The 21467-nt window shown below is 71.1% G+C and carries 18 protein-coding genes; 5 read left to right on the forward strand and 13 right to left on the reverse strand.

Annotated features, from left to right (window positions below; all coding sequences use genetic code 11):
• Positions 1-38: 38 nt before the first annotated feature.
• Genes GQQ95_RS09870 through GQQ95_RS09900 form a run of 7 tightly spaced genes read right to left on the reverse strand, consistent with a single transcriptional unit; the run spans position 39 to position 9331 of the window.
• Positions 39-1451 (reverse strand): NtaA/DmoA family FMN-dependent monooxygenase, encoded by a 1413-nt coding sequence (locus tag GQQ95_RS09870; RefSeq protein ID WP_157427501.1) that lies wholly within the window; start codon positions 1449-1451, stop codon positions 39-41.
• Positions 1448-2680, reverse strand: coding sequence for an acyl-CoA dehydrogenase family protein (locus tag GQQ95_RS09875; RefSeq protein ID WP_157427502.1), 1233 nt, complete (start codon positions 2678-2680; stop codon positions 1448-1450). The genes GQQ95_RS09870 and GQQ95_RS09875 overlap by 4 nt, the downstream gene beginning before the upstream one ends.
• Positions 2677-4125 (reverse strand): NtaA/DmoA family FMN-dependent monooxygenase, encoded by a 1449-nt coding sequence (locus GQQ95_RS09880; protein ID WP_157427503.1) that lies wholly within the window; start codon positions 4123-4125, stop codon positions 2677-2679. The genes GQQ95_RS09875 and GQQ95_RS09880 overlap by 4 nt, the downstream gene beginning before the upstream one ends.
• A complete protein-coding gene (locus GQQ95_RS09885; protein WP_157427504.1) occupies positions 4122-5840 on the reverse strand; it encodes a dipeptide ABC transporter ATP-binding protein in 1719 nt (572 codons plus the stop codon). Before GQQ95_RS09885 ends, GQQ95_RS09880 begins: the two co-directional genes overlap by 4 nt.
• A complete protein-coding gene (locus GQQ95_RS09890; RefSeq protein WP_157427505.1) occupies positions 5840-6700 on the reverse strand; it encodes an ABC transporter permease in 861 nt (286 codons plus the stop codon). Before GQQ95_RS09890 ends, GQQ95_RS09885 begins: the two co-directional genes overlap by 1 nt.
• The gene (locus tag GQQ95_RS09895; protein ID WP_157427506.1) at positions 6697-7713 is read right to left on the reverse strand and encodes an ABC transporter permease; all 1017 of its coding nucleotides are present in this window, start codon (positions 7711-7713) and stop codon (positions 6697-6699) included. The genes GQQ95_RS09890 and GQQ95_RS09895 overlap by 4 nt, the downstream gene beginning before the upstream one ends.
• Positions 7691-9331, reverse strand: a complete 1641-nt coding sequence (locus tag GQQ95_RS09900) for an ABC transporter substrate-binding protein (RefSeq protein WP_157427507.1) — start codon at positions 9329-9331, stop codon at positions 7691-7693. The genes GQQ95_RS09895 and GQQ95_RS09900 overlap by 23 nt, the downstream gene beginning before the upstream one ends.
• A gap of 401 nt (positions 9332-9732) precedes the next feature.
• On the opposite strand from GQQ95_RS09900, the gene GQQ95_RS09905 reads away from it, so the two are divergent.
• Complete coding sequence (locus tag GQQ95_RS09905; RefSeq protein WP_157427508.1) at positions 9733-9993, forward strand: hypothetical protein; 261 nt, start codon at positions 9733-9735, stop codon at positions 9991-9993.
• Between the two features lie 138 nt (positions 9994-10131).
• Here the strand turns inward: GQQ95_RS09905 and GQQ95_RS09910 are convergent, their stop codons facing one another.
• Complete coding sequence (locus GQQ95_RS09910) at positions 10132-11145, reverse strand: PHP domain-containing protein (RefSeq protein WP_157427509.1); 1014 nt, start codon at positions 11143-11145, stop codon at positions 10132-10134.
• Between the two features lie 87 nt (positions 11146-11232).
• Between GQQ95_RS09910 and ypfJ the strand changes: the two genes are divergently transcribed.
• Complete coding sequence (gene ypfJ, locus GQQ95_RS09915) at positions 11233-12120, forward strand: KPN_02809 family neutral zinc metallopeptidase (RefSeq protein ID WP_157427510.1); 888 nt, start codon at positions 11233-11235, stop codon at positions 12118-12120.
• Positions 12121-12180: 60 nt separating this feature from the next.
• On the opposite strand, the gene GQQ95_RS09920 is transcribed toward ypfJ, so the two are convergent.
• A complete protein-coding gene (locus tag GQQ95_RS09920) occupies positions 12181-13221 on the reverse strand; it encodes a zinc-dependent alcohol dehydrogenase family protein (protein WP_157427511.1) in 1041 nt (346 codons plus the stop codon).
• Between the two features lie 182 nt (positions 13222-13403).
• Between GQQ95_RS09920 and GQQ95_RS09925 the strand changes: the two genes are divergently transcribed.
• The 3 genes from GQQ95_RS09925 to GQQ95_RS09935 all read left to right on the forward strand — a co-directional run bounded on the left by GQQ95_RS09925 (position 13404) and on the right by GQQ95_RS09935 (position 17093).
• Entirely contained in the window at positions 13404-14357 is a 954-nt protein-coding gene (locus GQQ95_RS09925) for an EamA family transporter (RefSeq protein ID WP_157427512.1), read from the forward strand.
• On the forward strand, positions 14342-15037 hold the full coding sequence (locus GQQ95_RS09930; RefSeq protein ID WP_157427513.1) for an alpha/beta fold hydrolase: 696 nt from the start codon (positions 14342-14344) through the stop codon (positions 15035-15037). The genes GQQ95_RS09925 and GQQ95_RS09930 overlap by 16 nt, the downstream gene beginning before the upstream one ends.
• A gap of 598 nt (positions 15038-15635) precedes the next feature.
• The gene (locus GQQ95_RS09935; RefSeq protein WP_246205365.1) at positions 15636-17093 is read left to right on the forward strand and encodes a sugar transferase; all 1458 of its coding nucleotides are present in this window, start codon (positions 15636-15638) and stop codon (positions 17091-17093) included.
• Here GQQ95_RS09935 and GQQ95_RS09940 read toward each other — a convergent pair.
• Genes GQQ95_RS09940 through GQQ95_RS09955 form a run of 4 tightly spaced genes read right to left on the reverse strand, consistent with a single transcriptional unit; the run spans position 17087 to position 21337 of the window.
• A complete protein-coding gene (locus GQQ95_RS09940; RefSeq protein WP_170297035.1) occupies positions 17087-18169 on the reverse strand; it encodes a glycosyltransferase family 4 protein in 1083 nt (360 codons plus the stop codon). The genes GQQ95_RS09935 and GQQ95_RS09940 overlap by 7 nt on opposite strands.
• A gap of 8 nt (positions 18170-18177) precedes the next feature.
• Complete coding sequence (locus GQQ95_RS09945) at positions 18178-19080, reverse strand: hypothetical protein (protein WP_157427516.1); 903 nt, start codon at positions 19078-19080, stop codon at positions 18178-18180.
• Positions 19077-20174, reverse strand: a complete 1098-nt coding sequence (locus tag GQQ95_RS09950; RefSeq protein WP_157427517.1) for a Gfo/Idh/MocA family protein — start codon at positions 20172-20174, stop codon at positions 19077-19079. The genes GQQ95_RS09945 and GQQ95_RS09950 overlap by 4 nt, the downstream gene beginning before the upstream one ends.
• Positions 20171-21337 carry a DUF1972 domain-containing protein gene (locus tag GQQ95_RS09955; protein ID WP_157427518.1) on the reverse strand — a complete coding sequence of 389 codons (1167 nt, stop codon included), beginning with the start codon at positions 21335-21337 and terminating at the stop codon, positions 20171-20173. Before GQQ95_RS09955 ends, GQQ95_RS09950 begins: the two co-directional genes overlap by 4 nt.
• Positions 21338-21467: the final 130 nt, after the last annotated feature.

A 21467-nucleotide genomic window follows, 5' to 3' on the forward strand; every position in this document is an offset into this window, starting at 1 on the left:
CCGCCCTCGCGAACACCCGCCCCGGCTGGGGAAGACGGCTAGGCGGCATCCGTCCTGGTCGCGGGCGCGAGATCGGCGACACCGGAGCCGAGGTTCGCGCCACCGCGGTACCGCGCGCCGAAGTGCGTGTCGGGCAGCCGGTCCCCTCGCCCGAACAGCCGGTCGCGCAGCGAGGTCGCCGGCGCGTCGCCGAGCCGTCCGCGCCGCCGGAGTTCGGGCACGACGAGTTCGGCGAAGTCCTGCGCCGTGTCGAACGAGTGGTACTGCCGCAGGTTGATTCCGTCGACACCGTCCTCGTCGAGCCACCGCTCGATCTCGTCGGCGACCACCCTCGGCGTCCCCACGACGTGGAAGCGCTCGCGGCGCCCGCCGCGGAGCCCGTCGAGCAGGGTCCCGACCGGCACGTCGAGGGGCAGCATCGGAACGCGATCGAGGTCCTTGCCCGCCTGGGTCAACGCCTGTCGGACCGTGAGCTCCCGCGGCAGCTTCGTCAGGTCGATCGGCAGGCTCGCATGGGCGAGGTAGCCGTCGACGCTCGCGTACTGCTCGTACAGGCGCCACTTGTCGGCCGCCTCCTCCTCGGTGCGCCCGACGACCACGACGGCGCTCGCGATGAACTTCACGTCGTCGGGGCGACGACCGTTCCGGACCGCGGCATCCTGCATCGCGCCCTTGTTGGCGCGGAACTCCTCGGTCGTGCGGCCGCCGGTGAAGACGAGCTCGGCATGTCGACCGGCGAACTCGGTGCCTGCGGGCGACCCCGTCGCCTGGAACAGCACCGGCGTGCGCTGCCGCGACGGATGCACGAGATGCGGGCCCGCGACCCGATGCGTCGGCCCCGCATGATCGATGTAGCGCACCTTCGACGGGTCGGTCGCGATCCGCTGCTCGCGGTCGAACACCACGGCGTCGTCATCCCACGAGCCCTCCCACAGCTTGTAGAGCACGTCGAGGTACTCATCGGCGAGCTCGTACCGACGGTCGTGCGGGATCTCGCCGTCGAGGCCGAAGTTGCGCGCCGCGTTCGGCAGGTAGCTCGTCACGATGTTCCATCCGAACCGGCCCTTCGTGAGGTGATCCAGCGTCGACGCGCGCCGCGCGAACGCGAAGGGCGGCTCGTACGTCGTGGAGAAGGTCACGCCGAACCCGAGCCGCTTCGTCACCGCCGCCATGGCCGGCACCAACAGCAACGGGTCGAGGTTGGGGCTCTGCAGCCCCTCCCGCAGCGCCGTCTCGGGGCCGCCGCGGAACACGTCGTATGCGCCGACCACGTCGGCGAGGAACACCGCGTCGAACCCGCCGTCCTCGAGGATCTCCGCCAACTCGAGCCAGTACTCGAGCTCGTCGAAGCGATGCCGGTTGTTGCCGGGCAACGGCCAGAGCCCGTGCGAGATGTGGCTGATGCACGCCATCTCGAACAGGTTCAGGATCAACTGCTTCTTCTCGGTCATGCCGCCTCCAGGGGCGACGCGATCCCCGCGGGTGCGGGTGCGTCTGCCGGTGCGTAGATGTTCAGCGGGTCGCCGCCGTTGAGGTAGAAGTCGCCCAGCACGCGCTCCTTGTAGATGCGCGGATTGTGCGACGTGAGCGTGCGCGCGTTGCGCCAGTGCCGGTCGAGGGCGTTGGAGCGATCCACGCCCGAGGACCCGAGGGCGTCGAAGAGCAGTGTCGCGCCCCGGAGCGCGGCATCCGTCACGGCGACCTGCGCCTCGTAGACCGCGACCGCGGCCCGCCGCGCGGACGACTGCGGGTCCTCTCCCGCCTCGATCGTCCGCAGGACCGCATCGATCGCGGCGGCACCGCGTGCGGTGGCGGCCTCGGCCACCGCCGCGTCCGTGGCCAACCGGCCGATCACCTGCTGGACCTGCGCGTCATCCCTCGGCCGTTCGGCCAGGCCGTGGGGGTAGGAGCGCCGGCGGGCGAGCACGGCCTCGACCGCGTCGACGCGCACCGCGCGGGCGATGCCCGCCAGCGCCGCGACGAGGACGAGCTGGTAGACGGCCTCCTGCGCGACGAACCGGTCGGTGAAGTCGAAGACGTCGTCGTCGTCGACGGCGACGTCGCGCAACCTCGTGGTGCCGCTGCCGGTCGAACGCTGGCCGAACCCGTTCCAGTCATCGACGAGCTCGATCCCGTCGCTGCGGGCGTCGACCAGGACGATCCTGGGTGCGCCGTCGGCGGCGAGCGCGAGCACGCCCACCCAGTCCGCGTAGATCGACCCGCTGCTGTAGTACTTGGTGCCGTTCACCACCGACCGGCCGTCGACGCGCTCCAGTCGCGTCTCGCCGAGGATCGACGAGGTTCCCGTCTCGGACCAGGCGCCACCGATGACCGCGCCGTCGGCGATGCGCTGCAACCAGAGGCGGTCGCGCTCGGTGCCGCCGGCGAGGCGATCCTCGACGAACGCGATGTGGTTGCGCCAGAGCTGCGGCTGGTTCGGGTCCGCCGCCGCGAGGTCGACGAGCACCTCGAAGAACTCGGCGACCGTGAGGCCCGCGCCGCCCGCGGCGACGGGGAGCCGCAGGGCACCGAAGCCCGCCGCGGCCAGCTCGCGCGTCTCGGCGTGGGGCCTCGAGTCGGCGCGCTCGTGCAGCGGTGCGCTCGCGGCGATGCGCTCGAAGACGGGCGCGAGCCGCTCGCGGACGGACGGCAGGCCCGTGGCCGTCGCCGCGCCGCTCATCGGCTCGCCCCGGGCGCGAGGGCGACGTCGACGCTCCCCTCCGAGGCCTCGACGGCTTCCCCTGCGCCCTCGGCGGTCCCGGCATCCGCGACGGCGAACGCGCCACGGTAATTCGCGGCGGGATGCCGCTCGTTCAACCGCGGCGCACCGAAGAGCTGCTCGCGGAGCGTCGTGCCGGTGCCGTACTCGCGCTGGGCGAGACCGCGGTCGCGGAGCACGGGAAGGACGTGGTCGGCGAACTCGACGAACGAGCCGGGGATCACCCAGTTGATGACGTTGATGCCGTCGACCCCGGCATCCTGCCACTCGACGAGGGCGTCCGCGATCTGCTCGGGGGTGCCGACGATGCGCGTCGAGCGCGAGATGAGCAGGGCCACGTCGCGCACGAGCGGCTCCCGGTCGGTGATCGCCTTGGAGACCCACTCGCCGAAGCCCTTCGCGGTGTTCGTCTCGACGTCCTTGAGGGGCGTGTCGGGGTCGTAGGCGCGACCGGTCCGGTCGACGAGTGCCGAGTGGGCGAGATATCCGTCGATCGAGACGTACTTCTCGTACTCGGCCGCCTTGGCCCACGCCTCCTCCTCGGTGTCGCCGATCACGAACGACAGGCCCTGGAAGAACTTGATGTCCTCGGGGCGTCGACCGGCCTCGACGGCCTGGCGGCGCGTGTCGTCGATGAGTTCCTTCGCGAGCGCCGGGTTCGGCGCGATGATGAAGGTCGCCTCGGCGTGCTTCGCGGCGAACGCGCGGCCAGACGCGGACGAGCCCGCCTGGTAGAGCACGGGCGTGCGCTGCGGCGACGGCGACGGCAGGTGCGGCCCCTGCACCGAGTACCGCTCCGAGACGTGGTTGATCTTGTGGATCTTCGTCGGGTCGGAGTAGAGGCCGCGCTCGCGGTCCTTCAGCAGTGCGCCCTCGTCCCACGACCCCTCCCACAGCTTGTAGGCCACGTCGACGTACTCGTCGGCCCACGCGTAGCGCTCGGTGTGATCGGTCAGCCGGGGGTAACCGAAGTTCCGGGCGCCGTTGTCCTGCAGGCCCGTCACGATGTTCCACGCGATCCGGCCCTTCGAGATGTGGTCGAGCGTCGAGACCTGGCGCGCGAACTGGTACGGGTGGCTCTGCGCCACGTTCGAGGTGAGCGCCAGCCCGATGCGCTCGGTGTGCACGGCGAGTGCCGCGACGAGCGGGATGGGGTCGTTCGAGGGGATCTGGAGGCCCTCGCGGATGTAGACGTCGAAGTCGGCATCGGCATCGCCGTACACGCCCGTGACGTCGGCGAAGAACAGCGCGTCGAACTTCGCCTCCTCGAGCTTCTTGGCGAGGTCGATCCAGACCCGCACATCGTCGAAGTCGACCTGGCCCGCGTCGGGTCGACGCCACTGGCCGTGATGGATGTGCGAGTTCGTGTTCATGACGAAGGCGTTGAAGTGCAGCGGGATGGTCATGCGGTCTTCTCCTGGATGCGGTTCGGCTCGAAGGCGGGGATGGAATCGATGAGCTGCCGGGTGTACGGCTGCTGCGGGCGATGGAAGATCTCGTCGGGCGTTCCGGACTCGACGACGACGCCGTCCTTCATCACGAGCACGCGATGGCAGAGGTGCGCGATCACGCCGAGGTCGTGCGAGATGAAGAGGTAGCTCAGCCCGAGCCGTCGCTGGAGCGCGACGAGCAGGTCGAGGATCTGGGCCTGGATCGTGACGTCGAGCGCCGAGACGGCCTCGTCGAGCACGATGATGTCGGGGGCTTCGGCGAGTGCCCGGGCGATCGCGACCCTCTGGCGCTGTCCGCCCGACAGCCGGAGCGGGAAGCGCCGGAGCACGGCGTGCGCGAGGCCGACCTGGTCGAGCAGCGCACGGATGCGCTCCGCGCGGGCGGCTGCCGTCGGGAAGGCCTGCCTCGGCAGGGCGTCGAGGAGGATGCGCTCGACGTTCCAGCGCGGGTCGAAGCTCGAGAGCGGGTCCTGCGACACCACCGAGATGCGCGAGCGCAACGCGCGTCGCTCCGACTCGGGCACCCCCGACCACGGCTTGCCGAGCAGCGTGACGGTGCCGGCATCCGCACGTTCCAGGGCCAGCGCGATGCGGCCGGTCGTACTCTTCCCTGACCCGGACTCGCCGACGATGCCCAGGGTCTCACCACGGTGCAGGTCGAAGGAGACACCGCCGACGGCGGTCGTCGCCGAACCGTCGGGCGCCCGGAAGCGCCGGACCAGGTCGCGCGCCTCGATCACCACCTCATCGAGCACTTCGGGCGCAGGCGGGGCGTCCGCCAGGAGGCGGCGACCGCCGGGACTGAGGGCGGCACCGCGCGTGTCCTCGCTCGGCACGGCCGCGATGAGCGCCTTGGTGTACTCCTCTCGAGGCGAGCCGAGCAATTGCGCTGCGGCGCCCTGCTCGACGACGCGCCCGTTCCGCATCACGAGGACGTGATCGGCCAGCTGGGCGACGACCGAGAGATCGTGGCTGATGAGGATGATCGAGGCGCCGCGACGCTTGGACGCCTCCAGCAGCTCGAGCACCTGTGCCTGCACCGTGACGTCGAGCGCCGTCGTGGGCTCGTCGGCGATGACCACGTCGGGGTCCAGCGCGAGCGCGGAGGCGATCAGGGCTCGCTGACGCAACCCGCCCGAGAGCTGGTCGGGCCGCTGGCGCGCTCGGTGCTCGGGGTTCGGCACGCCGACGGAGGCCAGCAACTCGACGACCCGCTTCCCACGAGCGCGTCGATCCCCCCAGCCGTGCAGGCGCAGGCCCTCGGCGATCTCGGCGCCCACCGGGCGCAGTGGGTCGAGGCTGACGAGCGCATCCTGCAGGATGAATCCGACCTCCCTGCCGCGGATGTCGCGCCACCGTCGAGGCGAGAGCGTGCGCACGTCGCGACCGTGGAGCGTGATCGCCTCGGCTTCGACGCGGGCGCCGCGACCGGCGAGTCCGACGATGCTTCGGGCGGTGACCGACTTGCCCGAACCCGACTCGCCGACGATCGCGACGCACTGACCCGGATGCAGGTCGAACGACACGTCGTGCACGATCGGCCGGTGGCCCTCGCTCGTGGCGAATCCGACCGACAGGCCTTCCACGCTCAGTCGCGGCCGGAAGCCGGGAAGCCCGTCGATCTCGGATGCGAGGTCGCGGCGGGCGACCTCCGTCTCGATGGTGGTCATCACTTCTCCCCCTTCTCGAGGAACGACTGCAGGTGGCGGCCGAGGGTGGTCGTGGTGAGCGCGAGCAGCACGATCACGACGCCGGGGATCACGGTGAGCCAGCCGGCCACGGTGATGTACGGGCGTCCCGCGTCGAGCAGCGCGCCCCACTCGGGTGCCGGCGGCGCGATGCCGAGTCCGAGGAAGGAGAGGCTCGACGCCCACACGATCGACTGTCCGATCGAGAGCGCGAACACGGCCACGAGCGGACGCAGGGAGTTGGGCAGGATGTGCTGGCGGAGGATGCGGCCCCGCGAGTGGCCCAGCGCGATCGCCGCCTCGACGTAGGGCGAGTCCTTGGCGCCGAGGATCTGGCCGCGCACCATGCGCGCGTAGCCGGGCGCCGTGCCGATGCCGACCGCGAGGATGAGCGTGAGGATCGATGGGCCGAGCACCGCGATGAGCAGGAGCGAGAGCAGCAGTGCCGGGAAGGCGAACGCCACCTCGAGGAGCCAGCCGACGCTCGCCGAGGTCGCTCGGTTGCCGAGCGCCGCGAGCGCTCCGAGCACCGCCGCGAGCGTGAGGCTCACCGCCGCGGCGCCGATGCCGATGCCGAGCGATGCCGCCGTTCCGTGGATGACCCGGGAATAGAGGTCGCGGCCCGCCTCGTCGGTGCCGAACCAGTGCGCCGCAGACGGTGGCTGCAGGGTGTTCGCCAGGTCCATGGTGAAGGCCCCCTGGGTTGCCAGCAGGTCGGGCCAGAGGGCGGCGAGCGCGAACACCGCGGTCGCCGCGAGCGCGGCGTAGAGGTCCCACGGCTGCCGGCGGAGCCTGGCGGGCGCCGTCGGCCGGGCGGCGGGCGGAGCAGCGGTCGCGGTCATGATGCCCTCCTCAGGCGCGGATCGATGAGCACGTAGGCGATGTCGACCAGCAGGTTGGCCAGCACGTAGAAGGCGGCGACGAGCATGACGATGCCGATCACGACCGGCATGTCCTGGCTGCTCACGGCCGTCACGAGGACCTGGCCGATCCCGGGGCGCGCGAACACGGCCTCGACGACGACGGCACCCGAGATGGTGGCCCCGAGCGCCCATCCCGAGAGCGTCACGGCCGGCAGCACGGCGTGCCGCAGCACGTGCCGCAGGCGGATGCCCACGTCGCTCATGCCCCGCATTCGCGCGCTCAGCACGAACGGCGAGTCGAGCGAACGCTCGAACTCCGTGCGCGTCGCCTGCCCGAGGAACCCGGCCAGCGGGATCGCGAGGGTCAGGGCCGGCAGGATGATGCCCACCGCACCGGTGCCGCCGATGACCGGGAACCAGCCGAGCGTGAGGGCGAACACGAGCAGCAGGATGATGCCGAGCCAATAGTGCGGCAGGCCCGCGGCCGTCGTGTCGAAGAACCCTCCGAGCGCGTTCACGACCGGCCCGCGACCGGCGGTGAGGGTGACCCAGACGACCATGATGATCCACGCGAACGCGAGGGCGGTGAGCGTGAGCACGATGGTCGCCCCCAGCTGGTCGGCGATGATCGCGATCACCGGCCGGTGCTGCTGGTAGGAGAGCCCGAGGTCTCCGACCACGAGTCCCTTCAGGTAGGTCAGGTACTGCACGATGAGCGGATCGTGCAGGCGGTACTCGGCGTTGATGGGCGCGAGTTCCTCGGGCGTGCGTGCGATCGCCTGCCCGGCGCGGATGTTGAGGATGACGGTCGCCCGGTCCCCCGGCAGGGAGGCCTGGGCGAAGAAGGCCGCGGTGGCGGCACCGAGCAGCACGAGCACGGCGCCGACCGCCTTCCCGGCGACGAGTCTCAGCGTCGCCGGGCCCCGCCGCGGTGCGCCTGCCTCACGGCCGGGCACCGCGGCATCCGTCTCACTGGACGAAGTGAGCGTCATAGAACGTCGGTCCTCCCTGTGCGTTCTCCTGCCAGACGCCCTGGAGCCCCGGCGACACGGCCAGCGTGGAGAGTCGGTCGTAGACGCCGATGGCGAGTGCGTGTTCGGCGATGTACTCCTGCGCCTGCTCATAGAGCGCGTTCTGCGCGTCGACGTCGGGCTCCGAGTTCGCCGCGAGGATGATGGCCTGCAGCTCGGGGTAGTCGGTGAACGAGGCGTTCCAGTTGTTCGGCTCGCCGCCGGCTCCCGCACCCCAGTTGATGTGGAGGATGCCGCTCGTGACGGCCGTCCAGTAGCCGGGGTAGATGTCGCGCTCGTCGGGCTGGCTGTAGGCACCCGCGAAGGCCTCGGCCTGGGGCACCGGGATCAGGTCGACCTTGAATCCGGACTTCGCCGCCTGCTCCTGCACGCCCTGCAGGATCGAAGCGCCGTCGGCGTTGATGATCGAGCCGGCGAAGTACGGAAGCGTCACCTGGAGCGGCTCGCCGTCCTTGGTGCGCGTGCCGTCGGAGTCCTCACCTGTCCACCCGGCCTCGTCGAGCAGCTCGGCCGCCTTGTCGACGTCCTGGCTGTACCAGTCGGCCGCCTTCTGGCTGTAGCCGGGGGTCGTCTGGCTGACGCCGCCGTTGCCCTCGTAGGGGATCACGCCGCGGCCGATGGACTCGACGATCTCCTCGCGGTCGATGGCGTAGGCGAAGGCCTGTCGCACCTTCTCGTCGGTGAAGACGCCCTGCGCCGTGTTGAACGTGAGCTGCTGCGGACGGCCGGGCGTCACGTACTTCAGCAGTTCGAACCCGGCGTCGCCGGTGGCATCCCACTGCACGGCGGGCACGTCGTAGATGGCGTCGACCTCGCCGCTCTTCAGCGCGGCCACGCGCGTCGTCGCATCGGCGACGAACTTCCAGACGATCTCGTCGACGTAGGCGGGGCCGGTGTGCTCGGCGTTCGCGGGCGGCGACGTGTACTCGTCGTTGCGCGTGAGGACGATCTCCTGTCCGCGGTCCCAGTGGTCGACGACGAACGCGCCGGAGCCGATCGGCGACGCGCAGTTCTCCTCGTCGCTGCGGGTCTCGAGCGCCTGCTGCGACTGGATGCCGAAGTAGCCCTGCGTGAGGTTGTCGGCGAGGCGGGGGTACGGCGACGAGAGGTCGACCTGCACGGTCAGGTCATCGACGGCCGTGGCGGACTCGTAGTAGCCGCCGAGCCAGGCGAACGCGGTGCTGTTGCCGCCCTGGTTCACCCAGTGGTCGAAGTTGTAGGCCACGACCTCGGCGGTCAGGTCGCTTCCATCGGTGAACTTCACGTCCGGCTTGAGCTCGAACGTCCACTGCAGTCCGTCGTCGGAGACGCTCCACGACTCCGCCAGCCACGGCACGACCTCGTGGTCCGCATCGAGGGAGACGAGGCTGTCGAGCACGTTGTAGCTGAGGTACGCCTGCTCGATCCAGCCGCCGAACACGCACGCCGGCTCCTGCTGGTGGGCGTACGTGATGGTGCCGCCCTCGACGAGTTCGCCGGCGGGCGCCGGTTCGGCGCCGGTCGCGGCGCATCCCGAGAGCGCCAGCAGCGCAGCTGTGGCTGCGACGATCGCGGCGATGGAGTGTGGTCGTGGCGTCATGGGCGTGCTCCTTCGGGGCATGCGGGGTGGCTGTGTGAGCGGCGACGCTACCGGCCTCCCGCACCGCCCGCCACGGGCCCGTGTCACGCTCGTTTACGCGGGGTCACCAGACGTCGTCATGGGTCACGAAGGGCAGGTGAGGGACACATTTCGTAGCCTGCTTGACAGCCGATCGGGGCCCTCGCGGCGCCTCACGGGGCTCGCGCCGGAATGCCTGTTCGACGCGACGGCCGTCCCCGCGCGCCTGAGTGCAGGATCGGCGCCTGCGGGCGCATCCGGTACCGCCGAACGCGCACTCTGCCGCCGATCCGGCACTCCAGCAGACACGGCCTTGGCTAGGCCAGATCCGGCGCACCGTCAAGGGGTTGGCCGCGCGGCGCGCGCTTGCGAGGATCGGACGCATGAGCGAGCACGAGAACGAGAACGTCGTGACCGAATCGACCACCGGCACGCAGGACGCCCCCATCCAGGACGGCAGCACCACCGACGCCGATGACGGCGACCGCCTCGAGGGCGTGATCGAGCAGATCCGCGCCGACATGCTCACCGGGCGCGCCGACGACGTGCAGCGCATGGCGCGCGAGCGTCTCGAGCAAGCGGGCCTCAGCGCCACGCAGAACGACGTCGACGCCGTCGTCTCGGCGGTGCAGTCGGCGTCCTAGGCGCCCGCGGCGGCATCGCAGCCGCATCCGGCATCGCAGCCGCCTCCGGCATCGCAGCCGCATCCGAGCCGACGGGCCGGGACATCGTCGACGCGATGGCCCGGCCCGTTTCTCGTCCCGCGGGGCGGATCCCCGGAGTCAGCGCTGCGCCGCCCACTCGACGAGCTGCTCGGCCGGCCAGGTGTTGACGATGCGCTCGGCCGGCACCCCGTTGGCCTCTGCGCGAGCGGCGCCGAGCTCGAGGAAGGCGAAGTGCCCGGGCGCATGCGCGTCGCTGTCGATCGAGAAGCGGCATCCGGCCTCGAGGGCGATCGCGATCAGGTCGTCGGGCGGATCCTGGCGTTCGGGGCGCGAGTTGATCTCGACGGCGACGTCGTGCTCGGCGCAGGCCGCGAAGACGGCCTCGGCGTCGAAGGTCGACTGCGGCCGCGTGCCCCGGGAGCCCTCGACGAGCCGGCCCGTGCAGTGCCCGAGCACGTTGGTGCGGGGAGTGCGCACGGCGCGCAGCATCCGCTCGGTCAGTTCCTTCGACTCGGTGCGGAGCTTCGAGTGCACGCTCGCGACGACCACGTCGAGGCGGTCGAGCATCTCGGGCGACTGGTCGAGCGAACCGTCGAGCAGGATGTCGACCTCGATGCCCGAGAGCAGGCGGATGCCGCCGTCGGCGTTCAGGCGGTCGAGCACGTCGAGCTGGTCGAGCAGGCGCTCGGCGCTCAGCCCGTTGGCGATCGTGAGGTTCGGCGAGTGGTCGCTGATCACGAGGTAGTCGAGGCCCACGAGCTCGGCCGCGCGCGCCATCGTGGAGATGGGCGTCGTGCCGTCGGACCAGTCGGTGTGGCTGTGCAGGTCGCCGCGCACCTTCGCGCGAAGGCCGGTGGATGCCGCCCCGGAGACCGGGCCGCTCTTCTCCCGGAGCGCGACGAGGTAGGCGGGCACGCGCCCCTCGACCGCGTCGGCGATGACCGCGAACGTCGTGTCGCCGATGCCCGCGGTGCGCTTCAGCCGCCCGTCGCGCACGCGCTCGGCGAGCTCGGCCGCCGGGACGTCGCCGATGATGCCGGCCGCCTTGCGGAACGCCTTCGACTTGAACGCCGACGCCCGGTCGCGCTCGAGCAGGAAGGCGATCTCCTCGAGGGCGGCGATCGGATCCATCCGCCCATTCTGACGTGCGCGGCGGCGCCCGCATACCCCCCCTCCGCCGATCAGGGATGTCGCGAGTCGCTGGAGTAGCGTCGGGACATGACGTTCAACCCGAACGCCGACATCAGCGGCGGCAAGACCTCCAAGCGGGGGCGAAACACTGGCATCGCACTGGGCGGTGGCGGCATCGGCGTGGTCGCGATCGTGATCGTCGCCCAACTCCTCGGCGTCGACCTCACAGGCCTGCTCGGCGGCGGCGGCACGACGCAGGAGGCGGCCCCCGACTCGAGCATCGAGCAGTGCCTCACCGGCGAGGACGCGAACCAGCGCGTCGACTGCCGCATCAAGGGCGCCTCGGCCTCGCTCGAGGACTACTGGGCCGAGGCCGGGTCGCCGGAGATCGGCCTCTCGTACACGGCACCGCAGGACGTCATCCTGTTCGACCAGTCCGTCAACACCGGCTGCGGGTCGGCCACGAGCGCGACCGGGCCCTTCTACTGCCCGCCCGACCAGACGATCTACATGGACGTCACGTTCTTCGACGAGCTCGAGAGTCGCCTCGGGGCGAGCGACGGTCCGCTGGCCCAGATGTACGTCGTCGCCCACGAGTGGGGGCACCACGTGCAGAACCTCGCCGGGACGCTGCAGGCCGCGCAGGACGGCGAGACCGGGCCGACCTCGAACAGCGTGCGCACCGAGCTCCAGGCCGACTGCTTCGCGGGCGCGTGGGTCGGCGAGGCGGCGAACACCGCCGACGAGGACGGCGTGACCTTCCTCCAGCCGCCGACCGCCGCCGAGGTCGCCGACGCCCTGAGCGCGGCCGCCGCGGTGGGCGACGACCGCATCCAGGAGACGACGCAGGGGCAGGTCAGCCCGCACGCGTTCACGCACGGGACGAGCGAGCAGCGGCAGAAGTGGTTCACCACGGGCTACGAGCAGGGGCCGGCCGCCTGCGACACGTTCGGCATCGACGGTTCGCAGCTCTGAGCGTCCGGCGGGCCGCGGGCCGCGGGCCGGCGCCCCGCCTGCCGCCGCGGCGCGGCGCGGCTAGAGCTCGACGACCGTCATGCCCGACCCCGCCGCGCCGGCTCCCATCGCGGCGAGCGCGTCGGGCACCTCGTCGAGGGTGATGCGCCGGCCGACGAGCTCGATCGGGCGGAAGAACTCTTCAGCGACGGCGCCGAGCATCGACGGGTACTCGTGCGCGGCCATGCCGTGGCTGCCGAGGATCTCGAGCTCCCCGGCGATGACCGCGTCCATGGGCATCGCGGCGAGCGCCGACGTGCCCACCATGAGGCCGATCTGCACGTGGCGTCCGCGCTTCTTCAGGCTGCGGACCGACGCGAACGAGGTCTCGCTGCTGCCGTAGGCGTCGACCGAGACGTCGACCCCGCCGCCCGAGGCCTCGAGGATCCGCTCGGCGGCCCCCTCACCGCCGCGCACGGGGATCGCGCCGAGCTTCTCCGCGGCCTCGAGCGCGGCATCCGACACGTCCACGCCGTAGACCGTGACGCCCGCGGCGACCGAGATCATGATGGCCGAGAGGCCGACGCCGCCGCATCCGTGCACCGCGATCTGCTCGCCGGGCGCGAGCCGGCTGCGCGAGACGATGGCCCGGTACGCGGTCGCGAAGCGGCAGCCGAGCGAGGCGGCCTCGACGAAGCCGAGCGCGTCGGGCAGGCGGATGAGGTTGAGCTCGGCCTCGTCGACGACGACGTACTCGGCGAACGAACCCCACCTTGTGAAGCCGGGCTGCGACTGCGCGTCGCAGACCTGCTCGTTGCCGGCGAGGCACTCGGCGCAGCGCCCGCAGGCGCAGATGAACGGCGCGGTGACGCGGTCGCCCACGGCCCACCCTGCGGCCGGGTCGATCTCGGAGCCGAGCTCGGCGATCTCGCCGGCGAACTCGTGCCCCGGCACATGCGGGAGCGCGACCGTGTCGTCGTGGCCCATCCACCCGTGCCAGTCGCTGCGGCACACGCCCGTCGCACGCACCCGCACGACGGCGCCGCGCGGCGGGCACTCGGGTTCGGGCACGTCGGCGAGTTCGGGTCGCTCGCCGAAGGCGGTGAAGAGCACGGCACGCACGGGTTCCTCCGTTGGGTCGACGGATGTCGCAGCGGGATGGCGACGCGTCGGGTCGGCGGGAGCGCTGGGCGGCGCCTCCGCCACGCGGCTTCGCGGGCGACGCATGCGAGCCTACCGGCCCCGTGGCCCGCATCTGCGCGGATGCACTGACGTCCGGACGGAATTGTGGAACAATCGTCGCCATGCGTTTCGTCGTCGCCGTCCTCCTCGCCTCCGTGTGCTTCGGCACCACGGGCGCCGCGCAGGCGCTCGGCCCCGACGCCGACCCGTTCTCCATCGGTGCGGCGCGCATCCTCATCGGCGGCGGGGCGCTCGCGCTCGTCGCGGGCGGCAGCGTCCTGCTCCGTCGACGCCGGGAACGGGCGGATGCCGCGGCGCCGGCCGGGCGGCCCACCTCCGCGTCGCGGCATCCGCTCGCGACCCTCGCGGTCGTCGTCGTCGGCGCCCTCGGCGTGCTCGCCTACCAGCCGGCCTTCTTCGCCGGCACCGCCGCCAACGGCGTGGCCGTCGGCACGGTCGTCGCCCTCGGATCAGCCCCCGTCATCACCGGTGCGCTCGACTGGGCGCTGCGCCGGCGCTACCCCGGCGCGCGGTGGCTGCTCGCGACGGCGATCGCGACCACGGGCGTCGCGGTGCTCGCCCTCGCCGCGGACCCGACGCAGGCCTCGGCGAGCCCGCTCGGACTCGCCGCCTCGCTCGGCGCCGGCGCCTCGTACGCGGTCTACACCCTCGCCGCGAAATGGCTGCTCGACCACGGCTTCAGCCCGACCGGCAGCATGGGCGCCCTCTTCGGCACCGCGGCGATCGCGAGCCTGCCGATCCTGCTGATGACGGATGCCGCGTGGCTGGCGACCGGGCCGGGCCTCGCCATGGCCCTCTGGCTCGGCCTCGTCGCCACGACGCTCGCCTACGTGCTCTTCGGCTTCGGCCTCTCCGGACTCGCACCGGCCGTCGTCTCGACGCTGACCCTCGCCGAGCCGCTCACCGCCGGCGTCCTCGGAGTCGTCGTGCTCGGCGAGACGTTGGCTCCGGGATCCGTGCTCGGCCTCGCGATCCTGGCCCTGGGCATCATCGTGCTCGCCTCTGGCGGATGTCGGCGGTCGAACGTATCTTCGAAGGCATGGACATCATCCTGATCCCAGGGTTCTGGCTCGACGCCTCGTCATGGAACGACGTCGCCCCCATCATCGAAGAGGCCGGGCACCGCACGCATCCCGTGACCCTCCCGGGTCTCGAGTCGCTCGAGTCCGACCGCCGCGACATCGGGCTTCGCGACCACATCGACGCCGTCGTCCAGCTCGTCGACTCCCTGCCCGACCCGGTCGTGCTCGTGGGCCATTCGGGCGGCGGCACGGTCGCGCACGGCGTCGTCGACGCGCGTCCCGATCGCATCGCCCGGGTCGTGTACGTCGACTCCGGCCCCCTCGCCGACGGCCACGCCATCAACGACGAACTTCCCGTCGTCGACGGCGAGATCCCCCTCCCCGCATGGGAGGTGTTCGACGAGGCCGACCTCGTCGACCTCGACGAGGACCTGAGGGCGATGTTCCGGGCCCGAGCGGTGCCGCAGCCGGCGAGGGTCGCGAGCGACCGGATCGCGCTGCGCGACGAGCGCCGCTACGACGTGCCGGTCACGGTCATCGCCTCAGAGTTCCCGAGTTCGATGCTCGTGGAGTTCATCGCGGCCGATGCCGCGTTCACGCGCGAGCTCGCGCGCATCCGCGACGTCGACTACATCGACCTGCCCACCGGGCACTGGCCGCAGTTCACGAAGCCCGTGCAGCTGGGGCAGGCGATCGTCGCGGCGGTGCGCTGACCGCGCCGGTGTCGGTCCGGGGGCCCGCCCCGGAGCGCTCGCGCGTCGGCCGCTCGCCGGTCGGCGCGATCGGTCCGCCCGGCCGCGAGTACCAGTGGTCGACGCCTCGGCTGCAGGTGCAGGCCAGTTCGACGGTCTCCTGCAGGCCGATGGCCTGGAAGAACTCGCGGTGCGGGGCAGTAGGGGTGCTCGAGCGAGGCATCTGCGACTCCAGTCGGTCACGGCACGCCCACCGCGTGCCCTCACTGGAGAGATGCGGAACCCGCCCGATCATGACGCGAACTCACCCCCCGTTTTGGGTCGCGCGGACAACGGCACGAGACCCGTAACGTTCAGGCAACGTCTCGCAGAGGTGAGAGACACCGATTCGCTTCCGTTACCCGCTATGCGATCGATGCCCGTACCGGTTCCCGTGCCGGCTCTCCTCCGAGCCTGAACCCGAACGAAGTACAGCCATGAAGCCAGCCCCCAGCCGGCGTAATCGTCGGCACCTGGTCACCCGCGCGGTGTCCCAACGGGATCGAACGCGCCGATGACCGGTCTTCCCTCGCGATCGAGACCGGCCGGGCGCACCCGACCTCCGTTGCACGCCGTCGACGTGCCCGTCGATGCCGATCGCGAGTTCGACCTCGGCGCCACCGGCGAGCGATGGGCGAGGCATTTCCGCGACCGGCTGCGAAGCACCGATGCCGCCATCGTCGCGGCGGTCACGCTCGTCTCCGTCGCCGTGCGTCTCGTCGCGGTCGGAGCCCCCATCGCAACCGAGGGGCCGGTCGAACGCATCGGCGTGCCGGTGGCCATCGCGGCTGCCTGGTTGCTCGCACTGAGCGCGTTCCGCACCCGCGACCAGCACATCCTCGGCGTGGGTGCGGTCGAGTACAAGCGCATCCTCAACGCCACGGCGACCGCGTTCGGGCTCGTCGCGATCCTGTTCCTCATCGTCCAGACCTCGGGTGCCAGGTGGTACCTCGTGGCTGCGCCCGTCGGCGGGGCCGCCCTGCTGCTGGCCAGGTGGCTCTGGCGACGGTGGCTCTTCCTGCAACGGCGCCGCGGACGCTATCTCTCGCGAGCGATCATCGTGGGCCTCCGTCACGACGTCGAATACGTCGCGCACCAGATCCAGGGCGACCCCGGCGTCGGATACATGGTCGTCGGCGCCGTGCTCGATGACGGAGACCACGCGGGCCTCGTCGTCGGAGGCCGCACGATCCCCGTGCTCAGGGGGTTCGAGGCTGCGGCACAGGTCGCGATCGCCCAGCATGCCGACTCCGTGATCGTGACGGGGCCGTTCGGCGACGATGGCGAGCCGATCCGTCGACTGAGCTGGGCGCTCGAGGGCACCGCGACCGAACTCGTGCTCTCGTCCCGCCTCACCGACGTGGCCGGTCCGCGCATCCACTTCCGTCCCGTCGAGGGCCTCCCCCTCCTGCACGTCGAGATCCCGACGTTCGACGGCTGGCGCCACGTCATGAAGCGGTCGTTCGACATCCTCTTCGCCGGCACCGCGCTGCTCCTGATCGCACCGGTCATGCTCGTCATCGCGGTGCTCATCAGGCTCGACAGCCCCGGACCGGTGTTCTTCCGGCAGGTGCGGTGCGGTCGCGACGGCCGCACGTTCGAGATGCTGAAGTTCCGCTCGATGGTCGCGACCGCGGAGCAGGACCTCGCCGGCCTGCTCGATCGCAACGAGGGGGCCGGTGTGCTCTTCAAGATCCGCAACGATCCGCGGGTCACCCGGATCGGCCGCATGCTGAGGTCCCACTCGCTCGACGAACTGCCCCAGTTCTGGAACATCCTGGTCGGCGACATGAGCGTCGTGGGGCCTCGTCCGCCGCTCGTCTCCGAGGCGGAATGCTACGAGGCGGCCGCGAAGCGTCGTCTCATGATCAAGCCGGGCCTCACCGGCCTCTGGCAGATCAGCGGGCGATCCGACCTGTCCTGGGAGGAGAGCGTCCGGCTCGACCTCTACTACGTCGAGAACTGGTCGATCACGGGTGACGTCATGATCGTGTGGCGAACGGTCAAGACCGTCCTGCACCCCGCCGGCGCCTACTGACGACCGGCCACGAGTGCGGTCGAGGCGGTGAGCGAGTCGCGCATCGCGCGCACGCTCATCGGCCATCCGTATCCGAGCTGCGCAGGGCTCACCGGCTCGATCTCGTCCCGCGCGGGCAACGCTCGAACGGCTTCGGCGATCGCGTCGACGTCTCGCGGGTCGGCGTAGACGGCATGCCCTCCGAGGATCTCGCGGAACACCGGGATGTCGCTGGCGACCACGGGTGCCCCGAACCGCACGGCCTCGAGGGTGGGCATGCCGAAGCCCTCGTCGAGGCTGAGGAAGACGAGGCCTCGGGTGTGCCGGTACAGCCAGGACAGCTCGGCATCGTCCGCGCGCCCGAGGAAGCGCACGGACCCCTCGGAACTCGCGCGGAGCACGTCGTCGGGCAGGTCGGTGGACCTGCCTTGCGATTCGCCGACGACGACGATCGGGGTGGTGGGCGAGACGATCCCCGACGCGAGCGCGCCCTGGAGCGCCGCAGTGAGGTTCTTGCGCACGTTGAGGCGGCCCACGCTGAGCAGGAAGTCGTCGACTCCGTCCAGCGCGCCGGGTCGCGTGGGCACCGCCTCCTCGAGCACCCGCCCGACCGCGAGGCCGACGGGCACCACGGCGCGACCTCTCGCCGACGGACGGATGGCCGCGGCCTCCGTTGCCGAGGAGGTGAACACGACGGACGCCCGCCCGATCGTGAGCGGCATCAGCCGGAAGTAGGCGAGCTCCTTCCTGGTGAACCATTCCGGGGCGCGCAGGAACATGAAGTCGTGCACGAACACGGCGCTCCGGCCGAAGGCCGGCGTGAAGTTGTGCACGAGCGTCACGTCGGCACGCACGCGCCGGGCGACGAACGGCAGTTCGAGGATCGCGGAGAGGCCCTGCGGCGACATCCGGGTCCCGACGATCCTGGTGCCGTCGGGCACCTCCCCGCGCGCGACCCCGACATGGCGGGACCGCACGGCGACGACGAGCTCGTCGTCGGGGAACTCCTCGGCCCAGGCCCAGATGAACTCGCGCATCACCTGCCGGTTCGAGACCGGCCCCCGCCCCCACCAGAACGCGTCGAACAGCACGCGCATGCGAGGCCTCAGCCGAGCTCTCGCACGAGCTCGACGGTCTGTCGGATGTGGGCCCGGCTCGACGCGCCGAACACGACGGACTCGATGTGCGGCTGCGCGAAGATCCATTCGAGGGCTTCCCGGGGAGGGATCGCGCCGGACGCGAAGACCGACATCGCCACGGCCCGGAACGGGCGGGCGTCGAGCGCCTCCTGGTAGGCCTCGATGCCGCCCGACATCCGGAACCCGATCTTGTTGATGTTCGAGCACACCAGCGGGTTCTCGATGCCCGCCTGCTCGAGCACGCCCAGCAGCATCGGGAGGTTCATCGTGATGAAGCCCGGCTCCGCACCGTACCTCGTGCGGACGTGCCGGGCGAAGATGGCGAAGGCGTCGGTGAAGCCCAGCCCGAGGAGGAGGTCCACGACGACGTTCTGCAGCCAGACGACCGGAGTCGGAACGCCCCGGAACATCGCCATCTCGGCATCGACCAGCAACGTGATGAGGCCCTCGACGTCCTTGGTCGCGACCGACCTCCCGCCGCGCACCATCGCGTTCAGCATCCCCTCCTCCGGGAGGAAGCGCCGCAACGCGCCGAGCATGCCGCTCTCGGTGACCGCATCGGCGTACTTGTGGGCGTACGGCATGCACGGCAGGAACGTGAAGCCCTCGTAGTGCTGCGGGTCGGAGCGCACTCGATCGACGATCTCGGCGATGCGATCGTGCGTGGTGCACATGAACGACCTGACGCCGGCCGCGTAGGCGTCGTCGAGCACGTCCATGACGGCGTCCACGCGTTGGAAGCGCATCGACTGCGCGCGCGCCTTCTCCTCGGACATGTGGTTCACGCCGAAGAACTGGTTGTCACCGAACAGGAAGCGATCGAGTCGCCCCGTCCCGCCGGCGACCGCGACCTGGCTTTCGAGCGTCATGCTCGCCTCCTCAATAGGCTGCGCCGATGCTGGGGCACCGGGAGCGGTGCCACCGCGGCGGCGTCGAGCGTGGTCGGCCCGGCCGCGGCGTCGATGGTGAGCATCTCGAGCACGCGATCGGTGACCGCGGCGCTGGCGAAGCTGTTGACGTCGGGGAGTGCGGGGTCGCCGATGCGCCGGACGAAGTGGTCGAGCTGCGCGCTGTACTCCTCGCCGCGCAGGTAGAACCAGACGGGATCGGTGAGCTCGGTCGTGTACTTCACGTTCCAGCCGGGCTCGTACCCGTCGACCTCGGGCGCCGTCGACCGCAGGTAGACCTGCACCTCCTGCCGGTCCGCATGGATGCGACCGCCGGTACCGGTGATCGTGACCTGCGTCGTCATCTTGCGATACGACTCGTCCGACCAGTTGACCGAGACCTGGGCACTCGTGCCCTGGTCGAAGAACAGGGTGCTGAAGACCTCGTCCTCGGTGTCGGTCGAGAACACGCCGCCGAGGACCGTTCCGCCCACCCCGTATGGCACGCCCGCGTACCACGCCGCGAGGTCGATCGGATGCGCCGCGTAGTCGTAGAGCGCCCCGCCGCCCTCGGTGCGCTTGCTGCGCCAGGTGGATCCCTTCGGCCGCAGCACGACCGGGCCGTAGGCCTCGACGAGCACGTGGCTGACCTTGCCGATCGCGCCCAGGTCGAGCAGGCGACGGACCTCCTTGAACGCCCCGACGAACCGGTTGTGATATCCGACCTGGGTCACCAGCCCCCGCTCGGACGCCATCTCGGCGAGCTCTCGCGATTCGGCCGCGGTGAGGCACAGCGGCTTCTCGCAGAACACGTGCAGGCCGCGTTCGAGGGCGCTGCGCACCATGGGCGCATGGAACCGCGTCGGCGTCGCGATGAGGACCGCGTCCAGTTCGACGCCGTCGAGCATCTCCTGGTAGTCGCCGAAGGTCCGCATGCCCGTGTACCGGCCGAGCACGTCGAGGATGTAGCCCGTGGAGTCGACGACCGCGTCGACGCTGACGTCGGGGTGCGCCCCGACCATCGAGAGATGGGAGAGGCCCATCTTGCCCAGTCCGACGACGCCCATGCGGATCATGCGAATTCCTCTCGAGTGACTGCTGCCGCGCGGCTCGGCGGGCGGATCCCGTCGAGCAGCGCCTCGTACTGTCCTGCGACGTGCTCCCACGTGAACTCGGCGGCGTGACGGGCGCGAACCGCGGCCGACATCCGCGCCCGCAACGGCTCGGAGCCGAGGACCAGGTCGAGCTGCGCCGCGGCGGAGGCGGCGGAGTCGAAGTACTTCGCTCCGTCGCCCGCGACCCACCGGTTGTACGGGTTGTCGTGCGCGATCACCGGGTTGCCGGCGGCCATCGCCTCGACCAGCGACGGATTGGTCCCGCCCACCGTGTGCCCGTGGAGGTACGCGACGCCGTGGAACCGCAGGGCCGCCAACTCCACGGGGTCGTAGATCGCGCCGACGAAGGAGACCTCCTCGCTTGCGGCCGCCATGACCGCGCGCTGGTACGGATCGTCGTCGCGGTAGTCGCCGACGACGACCAGGCGGCATCCTCGCGTCCTCGCCGAGAACGCCCCGACGAGCTCGAGGATCGAGTTCTCGGGGATGGGGCGGCAGACGAGCGTGGCGTAGCCGCCCGGGACCAGGCCGCGGGCGAGCACCGACGTGGTCGGGGCATCCGAGACCGCGTGCGCCCCGTACGTGATGGTCGTCAGCTTCGAGCGCCGGGCCTTGCGGGCGAGGTACACCTCGATCTCGGGGTGGTCGGCGATCAGCCGATCGCCGACCCAGCACGCGATGCGCTCGTTGGCATAGAGGATTGCCTGCCGGAACTTGCCCCAGCGCGCCCGCGACCACTCGATCCCGTCCATGTTGATGACGTTCGGGATCCGCTTCGCGCGCTGCCAGACGTTGAAGACGGCGGTGTTGTAGCCGAACGTCAGGCACGTGTCGCGGAACCGCGTCGCATGCCGGATCGACCGGAGGTCGAACAGGGAGGTGCCGAGCCATCCATCGCGGGCGACCGGGATGGTGACGCGCTCGATGCCGTTCCACACGTCCTCGACGACGGGCCCGGTGCCCTCGGCCTGGCAGTAGACGATCGGGCGCCAGCCGTGGTCGCGGAGGTGGAGCGCGACGTTCTCGGCCGCGGTCTCGAAGCCGCCGTACGCGGCCGGGATGCCGTGCGTGCCCAGGATTCGGACGACGGGCGCGCCGATGACAGGACGTTCGTTCGGGTTCACGGATTCTCCTTCGAGCCCGCGTGCAGGCCGGCGGGTAACCGGCTCAATGGGTAATGCCAAAGGGTACTCAGCGTCCACCCCTGCCACTTCCCCCAGTGCGGGGGCCGCGGGCCGCCACTCGCCCCCCGTC

The organism is Agromyces salentinus, assembly GCF_009749395.1.
GTDB lineage: Bacteria > Actinomycetota > Actinomycetes > Actinomycetales > Microbacteriaceae > Agromyces > Agromyces salentinus.